This window comes from Halapricum sp. CBA1109, from assembly GCF_009741825.1.
GTDB lineage: Archaea > Halobacteriota > Halobacteria > Halobacteriales > Haloarculaceae > Halapricum.
Window position 1 is genome coordinate 59685 of sequence record NZ_WPCA01000001.1, and the last position, 9737, is coordinate 69421.

The following is a 9737-nucleotide window of genomic DNA, read 5'->3' on the forward strand; positions in this document are numbered from 1 at the left end:
GACGCTCCTCGCGAAACATTTTGATCATGCTAAGCAAATCATACACACAGCGGCTCCCGTACGTCGAACCCAGCCCCGGTAGTCACTTCGCCACATCACACAGTCCTCGCTCGTCCTCATGGGAGGTGTCCAATGAGCGGTAGTGACTCTGGCCCTCGCCGAACGTCTCGATCAGGCCGACGAAAAGGTCTCCCTTCGATTGACGATGACTCCATTCGTGACGCCGTCTCCCGGCATATCGAAGAGTCATTGCCCGAGGATGATCGTTCTGAAGAGGACCGTCCTTCTTCGAGAGCGGATCGGGGTGGGCCATCCTCGAATGATCCCGAGACCGATCACATTCCTCAGGAACCAGCTCCTGCGGCCAGTGACGCACAGGAAACGGCTGATACGTCGTTTCCGTATATCAAGATCACTCCTGCGAGGGAACAGGTTCCACCAAAGCAAATCGTTAAAGGACTTTATGGGTTTCACAGGGCCGGGCGAGGGAGTTCGGTCCCCCTTTCGGGAGTCATCCCATTCACGAGGAAGAAGACGACGTTCGAATTCCTTATTCACAAGTCCCGAGACACGCAACGCTTCGATTTCTATCTCGGTGTCCACCCCTACGATGTTCGCTCGTTCAAGAACCTCGCGAACAACGTCTCCACGATGTATCCGGATTCGTTCCGCTTTGAGGTCGTCTCGTTCTCTGCTCGGGACGCTTTCACTCAGCAGAGTTCCCGAATGGCCGGGTTGCGGGCGCTGGCTGAACTGGAAGGTATTGAGGAGATCGAGGGGTTACAGGGATTCCAACCCACCCAACAATCCCTTGATGAATTCATTGAGGACGAATATGATGACGCTCCCGAGGAAGAGGGAACCTTCGACCTCCCGGCGATGGTCCGCTGGAGTGGCACTGAAGCAAAGAACAAGGACTGGATGACGCTGCTCTCTCGTTTCACCGAACTTGAGGCGAGTGCGGATACGGGCTATCGCTCCCCACTGAGTGTCCTACTTGAACAGGCAGCTGGGACGGACGATCCATTCGTCTTCCAGGCCGTCTTCACGCCTCGACACGATTGGACTGACGGAGCCGAGTCACACAAGCGTGACCTCAAGATGGGCAACCACGGTGCAGGTGGCGCGTTCAAGAACGAACTCTTCCGAGTCCTCGGTGGAACGAGCGAAGAGGAGCGTCAGCAAATCCATCGAGGAGACACACCAGAGCAGATCGGCGGGACCGTTCAGGGGGTTGATCCTGGCGACACGACCCAACTCCCTCGGATGGGCCAGATCGACCTCAAGCAGCCCACCGTTACGTTTGATGTCTCTCTCCGCGCTGCTGGACCGGAACAGGTTATCGGCAGTATCTCGGGAGCGTTCAACCCCCTCTCTGGACCGTACTACGGAATTGAGGGCAATACCCTTGGACGGAGTAAGAAAGCGTTCAAGCGACTGTGCAATGCAGCGCTATCGAAAAACGGCTTCAAGAGTACGTTCAGCAGCACCAACCCCGTCCTAGTCGCGAGTCCTGATGAACTCGCGAACTTCGTCACTGTCCCGAACAGCGGCGGTCTACCAAAGGTCAGCCGTGGGGCGTCCGGTGGGACGCCGGATGCACGCTCGCCACTGACGGCGACCGACGAAACGCAACTTGCGAAGTACGACACGGGAATGTGTATCGGTCGAGCCGTGACTGCCTCTGCAGACCGGCCAAATATCGATATCAAACTCTCTGCTGAACAACTCACGCATCACGTACTACGGGCAGCCTCGACTGGCGCTGGTAAGTCGACGGCGATGATTAACGACGCGCTCAGCGCCTATGATGAACTCGACGGGCCGATCTTCATCTTCGACAAGAAGGGCGGGTCGATGTTCGACGAGTACAAACGGGCACACTTCCGCCAGTTTGGGGATCTCGACGACGTCGTCCACTTCACAGTGCCCGGCGGGAACGGTGAGGTCCCAGCCTTCCCATTCTTCGATATCCGACCACAGGTAGCCGCTGGGATGTCTCGGGAGGCAGCTGTTCAGGAGAAGATGGACCGCTATGTCGAGCTTCTCTCGTACGTGATCGGTGCCGAGATGAACGAGAATGCGTTCGTCGCGAACGAAATTCTGGTGAACCTTATCAAGGCCCTATTCGACCCGGTTCACGGGGAGGATGCGTTTGGAATCAGTGCCCTCAGAGATGCCGCTATTGAGATGCAAGGTAAGACGGACGAGACCTCTAATGGTACCTACGAAGAGCACGAGGACACTCGAAAAATCCCAGATGTGAGTGACGACGGACTCGAAAAGAGCCTCAAACGACATTTCAACGCAGATCGAAGGCGGTTCGATACATCAATTGATGCAGTGCTAAACCGAATCACGAAGCTTCAAGAGCGAGATTTCATCTGGCGGATGATGAACTTCGTCCCTGAGTGGGATGACGAGAGAGGCGAGTATGCAGAGGATCAGATGTTCTTCAACCTCGACGATATCCTGGAGTCAAACCGTGTCATCCTCATTGATACGGGAGAGCTCCGGCCTGCCAGTAGCAATCTCTTCACGGTGTTGATGCTGGATTATCTCTGGTCGTGGGTCCGCCTTCGTAAACGGACTGGCCACGATCTTCCCAGCCCCAGCGATGGCTACGTCGTGAACCTGATTATCGACGAGGCTGCCCCGATAATGCAGGCGGCACTTCTTCGTGACGAAATGATTCCCGATGCTCGAGAGTTCGCGCTTGCATTCGAGATGATCCTGCACTTCCCAGAACAGGTCAAACGCGATGCCCTCGATACGAGCGCATACAAAGAAATCCTCCGGAATATCAATACCAAGCTCATCGGGAAGGGCGCGAATGACGACGAACTTGCCACGACGCTATTCCACGAAGAACTTGAGCCCGAACAATTAGCTGATCGTATCGCCTCACTCCCGCGTGGCGAGTGGATTGCCCAGCTCCCCGATACGGGGTTCAGAACTGACACGCCCGAACTCGTCTCGATGGAGCCACTGGACATTCCAGACGGACATAGCGACAGTGAGTCTCCTGTGACTGGGAGTACTCAGAGCCCTGGCTCTCGATTGAACTTCGCTGAGATGGACCAACAGCAGCAAGCGTTCACTCGGCACCGATACAGCCTCATCCCGAGCATCAACAGTCCGGCTACAGCCGTCCAACGAGCGGCGCAGTTCAGCAGTGGTCTATCTGGAGGTACGGCCGTTGAACACGACGGTCGCAGAACGGACACTGAGTCACCCTCTCCAAGCCCGAGAGTACAGAAAGATACTGAGCAAGATTCAGCTGCTGTAGATGACCGGGTCGATACTACTCTACCATCGAGATCACAGAGATCGAATGGAGACCGACAGCCGAGGGAAGAACGTGCCTCTCCAGGTGGATGGACTAACGAATATGGGACCACACTAGGGACTGGAACGCCACAGCCTCCTTCACCGGATCAAGACACTGGAAACAAATCTGATGGTGGCGAGAAATACCTGTCAGAAACCGATAGGACCGAGTCATTCCCAGGTGACCTCACTGCCGATGAAGTCCAGTTCATTCGCAACGTCATCAAGGCCCTCAACGGTGAATTAGAGGGGTATGAACTCACCGAGTCGATGACTACGATTCGGAATCTCTCGGGGGGCGATATAGACGAAGAGAAACTCATCGAGAAAGATTATATCGAGGAGCACTGGGCCAACCAGAAATACTACTGGGTCACTGAGAAGGGCCAGAAGGCTGTCAATCGTTCGCTATATAAAGGAAGAAATCGAGGAGATTTCAACGAGAAGACCATCCACAAGGTGTTCTCAGAATACTTCGCCCAGTTCCTCGAACTTGGGAGAGGGTTACATGTCGAGAAGTATTACGAACCTCCCAGCGGCGGAATGGTCTTCGATGTCGCCGGTTTCACCGTTGCTGACGACGGATGGGACGAATTGGCAGTCATCGGGGAGGTCCTGACCCAAGTCAATCCTGCTTGGGCCGTGAAGCACTACGAGGACTTCGACGAATTTGGAGAAGTTCAGAAGTATTGGGTTGTCCAGAACTACGAGGTTGCTCACGACCTCATCCGGGCACTCAACTCGGCTGGATATATAAACGAGGTACCCTCGAAAGATATCACGGATTATCGAGAGATAACTGAGAAAGCGTTCGGACCAGACACTGAGTGGACGATCATTGGTGCGAACGAGATCGTGGAGCAAGTGAAGGGATTCGACTCCGAAAACGGGAGCTCGTAATCTGGTTTACAATGGGCGCTCTCAGAATGCTTAATAGACTCTCTAAAGGAACCTCGCACATCGCTGGTGCACATTTTCCGGATAATATACTAGGAAGTACTGGAGCCCGTGTCGAAAAGTACGCCAGGCGTGTGCAGTCTCACGGTTTGAGTGCACCAGCGATTGTAGCGCCGAACTCGGTGTGCGTGCGGGTTTGTTTCCCGCAACTGCAATGGGTTGGAGTGGCTCACGATAGCTCCCTATAGACCAATGTCGCTCGACACAATCACAGAAGATACGATTCCTGACACAATCCGCGGCATCGAGCAGTGGATCTGCTGGCGTGAAAAAGACCGAGATGGAAAGACGACGAAGATACCGACCAAGCCCTATCGAACGAGCGGAAGCCCCAATGCGAAGACAGACGACCCGTCGCATTGGCGGGATTTCGAGACTGCGCTCAACTATCATCGGAGCGGGAGAATCGCAACGACTGGCATCGGATTCGTATTCTCGAAAGAGACTGAAATTGTCGGCGTCGATCTGGACTCCTGTCGGAATCCCGAAACTGGTGAATTCGATAAGTGGGCGCAGGATGTTATCGACCGCCTCGACTCATTCACCGAAGTTTCACCGTCAGAGACTGGCGCACACGTTCTCCTGAAAGGTCGACTTCCTGACGGTCGTAACAGACGGGGAGATATTGAGATGTACGACGAGGGTCGGTTCTTCACTGTCACCGGAGAACACGTTGAGGGAACACCACTCGAAATCAAACGTCGCCAAGACTCCATCGTTGGTGTGCATCTGGAGTACGTCCAGAGCGATCCGGACGACGGCCGGGACCAGTTGGGGGAATCCTCGACGGGGTCTGTACCCACTGACGGGAACCAGACAGATACAGAGCATCAATCTCGAACTCTGCCCTCTGCAAATGTGAATCGAGGGTCCAAGCAGTCGGACATCCGAAGACGATTCGATACGGAACTCCCTCCAATCGACGATCCCTCTCTCGAAGTCGCACTCCAAGGATTGCCTCCACAGAAAGTTCCTGCCCCAGTCCCGCAATCATTCGCCGACATCGCTGGTCCTGGCGTGCCGTTCGACGATATCGAGGTCATCGAGAAGGCGTACAACTCAAAGAGTGGGAACAAAATTCAGGCGCTGTACTGTGGAGAGGCCAGCCTCTACAACACAGCGGACAGCGAGTATCCGTCTCAGTCCGAGGCAGATATGGCCCTGCTCTTCTACCTCGGGTTCTGGACGGGCAAAGATCCAGAGCAGATGGAACGGCTGTTTCGCGACTCCGGCCTCTACAGAGAGAAGTGGGACGAACAGCACTACGGTAACGGGGCCACCTACGGCCAGGTCTGCCTCGCCAAGACACTCCTTGAGCTATCGGACTACTACGAACCCCCGGAGTCAGAAACTTCGTCACGGGAAGGAGGGCGCCCGCAAACGGGTAGTGGGCATTCACTCTCCTCGGAAGAGGCCGAGAATGGACGTCACCACTCACCGCCGCTCGAAACCCCGGCCGAGCACTCTCCTTCGCAGCGTGATCAGAGAAACGATGAGACGGTATCAGGGGGCGAATCGGCTCCCTCTCAGCAGGAATCGTACACTGACCCAGGGTGGAGCACCTCGCAACGTGCGCCCGAGGCTACCCACGGTCAACGTAGCGGTGGCTCTTCCAGCTACTATGGCTCGCCCTATTCAGATTTCTCGATTGATACCGGAGCAGTCGAGGACGCACGACGCCTCGCCCACAAAGTCACGCAGCAGCACGAACGGCTTACTGCCCAGGCGGCACACATCGCGGACCTTGAAAATCGACTATATTGGTATCGACAGGCGTTCGGTGTCGAACCTCCTGTCCCTCCCGACTATGGGGGCAGTGAATACGCTTCGCACGGAAATTCGGAACTTGAAGGCTTTGTGGAACTTCCCCCCTCCGGTCAGCCAGCAACGGCGCCAGCTGCCGGCGACACTGTATCAGGGTCTGGAAAAAGGGCGGTAGAGACATCTCGGTCTTCGGATCACGCTTCTTTGCAGGCAGACGACGGAAACTCTGAGAGAACTGTCAGTGATGCCAATGCCGAATCGGAATCGAAAGGAAAGAACGAGGATGGTATTGATTTCGACAGCTCCGAGGGTCAATCCTCTTCAATCTCAGCGTGGCTCGGTCGATTACGTCGCTTCATCCCGTAAGGAGGGTCTTGGATTCACTGAATGAAGACAGTCCTCAACTGTCGTGATGAATACATAGTGCGAATCCAACAAGCCTGACCGCCGAAACCGCAGAGAGCGTCAAGCCAATCTTTTTTTACCGGCATAAACGGATACCTCGCTATGCCATCAGAAGACTACCCGATAGCAAGGGCCGCCTACGACGAACTAGCAGAGACGTACGCGGAGGAGGTGAAGACGAACGCGTACAACGCGGAACTAGAGTTCCCTGCGACGTCCTCGCTGATTCCGAACGTAGAGGGGAAACGAGTGCTTGACGCGGGCTGTGGAACGGGGTTCTACACGAAATGGCTTGTCGAACGGGGGGCGGATGTCCTCGGGGTCGACGTCAGCGAGGAGATGCTTAGCCACGCAGTTGAGGCAGTCGGTGACCACGCGGAGTTTGAGCAAGCCGACCTGGGCGAGCCACTCGACTTCGCCACCGAGTGTTCGTTCGACGGTGTCGTCAGCGCCCTCGCTCTCGGTTACATCGAGAACTGGAACGATGTTTTCGCCGAGTTCGACCGCGTCCTCAGACCGGGTGGCTTCCTCGTGTTCTCGACCGGCCACCCACTCGACCAGTTCGCCCCGGAGGACAGCGAGGGCGAGAATTACTTCGAGGTAGAGCGGGTATCCAAGGAGTGGGATGTCGACGTCCCCTACTACAGACGACCCTTCTCGGAGATTCTCAATCCGGTGCTCGACAACGGGTTTCAGCTGGACAAAATCGTGGAACCCCAGCCGACGAAGGCGTTCGCGGAACAGCGACCGGAGCGGTACGAGAAGGAATCGAAAAATCCGGTCTTCCTCTGCGTGCGGGCAACGAAACAATGAGACGCCGCGAACTGGCTATGAGGGGGACGCGCTGTACCCACCGATTTGCTAAATCACACCTCTCTATACAGCACTCTGATTGCCTCATCTGATGAGTAATTTCAGTGATTCAACCAGTACGAGAGTTTCTCACACCCCAATGAGGTGAGGGAATCAGTCCCTCAAAGCCATTCAAAATGTTACATCGACACATCAAATCGGGACTGACGCGAAGCCTTCGCAGTTCTACTGAAGTTTATATATCATACCGATCCAGCGATATCTGCGATGAAACGACGATGGAGAGCTCATGACTGCCCGTGAGCGACTGCGGATGCACCTTGTGCAGGCACTGACGCGAACACACTCACCCGACGTTCGTGAGCATATTCAGGCTGCCCTCGATGAATGGGAGAGGCTTCCACCGACTCCGCTAGTCGAATGCACTGTCTGTGGACGAACTGGATTGCCGGAGCGCATGGGTCATCATCAGTGCAGATTCCCGGAGGAGAGTCACTGAACCTGGAGCGAACCAGCTATGATTGAAGATATCAACAACGACGTATTCGTGCGGATACAGACCGATCTTCTGGTGATTGGTGATAGCATCATCACCGATCGGCATCACGCATCGAACGGCAATTACACAATCTCAAGGAGAAAGCCCACGACTTTAGTCGTGGGATGAATCCGACAACACACGCACGAACCACGAGCGATAGCCAGTCCGAGTCTCCCACGTGAATCCATACTTTTACAACTCAATAATTCGCGCAATTAATTGATGAAGCGAACCAACCAATTCGACGTTCACCCACGCTCCAAGACAGAGCGTGAAGTGTTCAAACATTGGTTGGACGCTTCTGCGAGTCTCTGGAACGAAACCAACTACGCTCGCCGCCAAGCCTTCATCGAAGACGACGAAAGCGTCTGGAATGCCGACACCGGCAAACTCGACGGCAAATACAAGGGCGTTCTCAGTAGTTCAGTCGCCCAGCAAATCATCCGCAAAAACTCGGAAGCGTGGCGGTCATTCTTCAGTAGCAACGAGAAGTACCACGCCGGGACACTCGCTGAAAGACCGTCGCCACCGGGGTACTGGGGTAACGAAGAAAACAGACGAGTTCTCCGAACCTATGTCCGCAACGACCAGTACACCATCGAGTACGGAGAGTGTTCCCGACTCGAAGTTCCGATCGGGTCCGAACTCAAAGACGACCTCGGGCTGAATCGGAATCAACGCCTTCGCCTTGAAGTTGCGGGCGACCCGAAGTGGCGCGGCGAGCAGGGCCGACTCGAACTCGTGTACGACGAACTCGCAGACACGTTCAGGGCTTTCCAACCAGTCACCGTGCCTGATTCTCGACTGGATTCACCATTGGCTTCGGAAGAAGCCGCCTTGGACGTTGGCGCGAACAACCTCGTCGCCTGCACAGTTACGACCGGTTCTCAATACCTGTACGAAGGCCGCGACCTGTTCGAGCAGTTCCGTGAAACCACGGAACGTATTGCTTACTACCAGTCACTCCTCGAAAACCAGCGTGAGTCCAGCAAGCGTATCGACCGCTTGTATCGCAAGCGCACGAATCGACGGGACCACGCTCAAGACAGTCTTGTTCGTGACCTCGTGGAACGCCTGCACGATGAAGGCGTTTCGACGTTGTATGTCGGAGATATCAAAGATGTCCTCTCGACGCACTGGTCACCGCGTGTGAACGAGAAGACGCACAATTTCTGGGCGTTCCGCCGATTCATCAACCGCCTCGAAGACGTGTGCGAGGAGTATGGTATTGCGGTCGAAGAGGAATCCGAGGCGTGGACGAGTCAAACGTGTCCGGAGTGTGGCGAGCGCGAGGAAACGGTTCGCCACGAGGATTCGCTGACGTGCCCGTGTGGATTCGAGGGGCACGCTGACCTTGTAGCGTCAAAATCATTCCTGAGACAGCAGCACAACACGGTCGGGGCGATGGCACGTCCTGTGTACCTCAAGTGGAACAATCACAGTTGGCGGGAACACCATAGCCTGCCCTCCGGTGCGGTGGAGACAACAGCCAACGAGGACTACACAAACCAGAGTACCACATCGAGTGAGAATATCGCTCTCGAAGAGGCTCAGAACGACTGAGACTCTTACGAGAGGAATCCCACGACTGCAGTCGTGGGTGGATGTCAATGCTCAAGCGGCACACATCGCCGACCTCGAAAATCGATTATACTGGTATCGACAGGCGTTCGGCGTCGAACCACCGACGACTCCTAGTCCGGAAGAAAATGACGGACATCCGTCCGCTTCCCGCTCCAAAGAGGATATCGCCGACGTCGCTCCAGCTGGAACTCCTCCGGCACCACCTGAGAAAGAGACAGAAGCCCACGAAGATACCTCACCGCCCCAGACTGATGGTGGCGCTGCAGAGGTAGCAGGCACGTCTCGTGATCAGAGGTCATCCCCTGAGACGAAAGACCACTCTTGCGCTGACCAGAGATCCTCG

General features: G+C 55.4%; 4 protein-coding genes. All 4 read left to right on the plus strand.

Annotated elements, in window-relative coordinates; all coding sequences use genetic code 11:
* Positions 1 to 249: 249 nt before the first annotated feature.
* Positions 250 to 4230, plus strand: coding sequence for a DUF87 domain-containing protein (locus GJ629_RS00220; RefSeq protein ID WP_197428333.1), 3981 nt, complete (start codon positions 250 to 252; stop codon positions 4228 to 4230).
* Between the two features lie 249 nt (positions 4231 to 4479).
* Positions 4480 to 6417, plus strand: coding sequence for a hypothetical protein (locus GJ629_RS00225; RefSeq protein WP_197428334.1), 1938 nt, complete (start codon positions 4480 to 4482; stop codon positions 6415 to 6417).
* A gap of 141 nt (positions 6418 to 6558) precedes the next feature.
* Positions 6559 to 7269 (plus strand): class I SAM-dependent methyltransferase, encoded by a 711-nt coding sequence (locus tag GJ629_RS00230; RefSeq protein ID WP_157511208.1) that lies wholly within the window; start codon positions 6559 to 6561, stop codon positions 7267 to 7269.
* Between the two features lie 763 nt (positions 7270 to 8032).
* Positions 8033 to 9373, plus strand: coding sequence for an RNA-guided endonuclease TnpB family protein (locus tag GJ629_RS00240; protein ID WP_157511210.1), 1341 nt, complete (start codon positions 8033 to 8035; stop codon positions 9371 to 9373).
* The last annotated feature ends 364 nt before the right edge of the window (positions 9374 to 9737 follow it).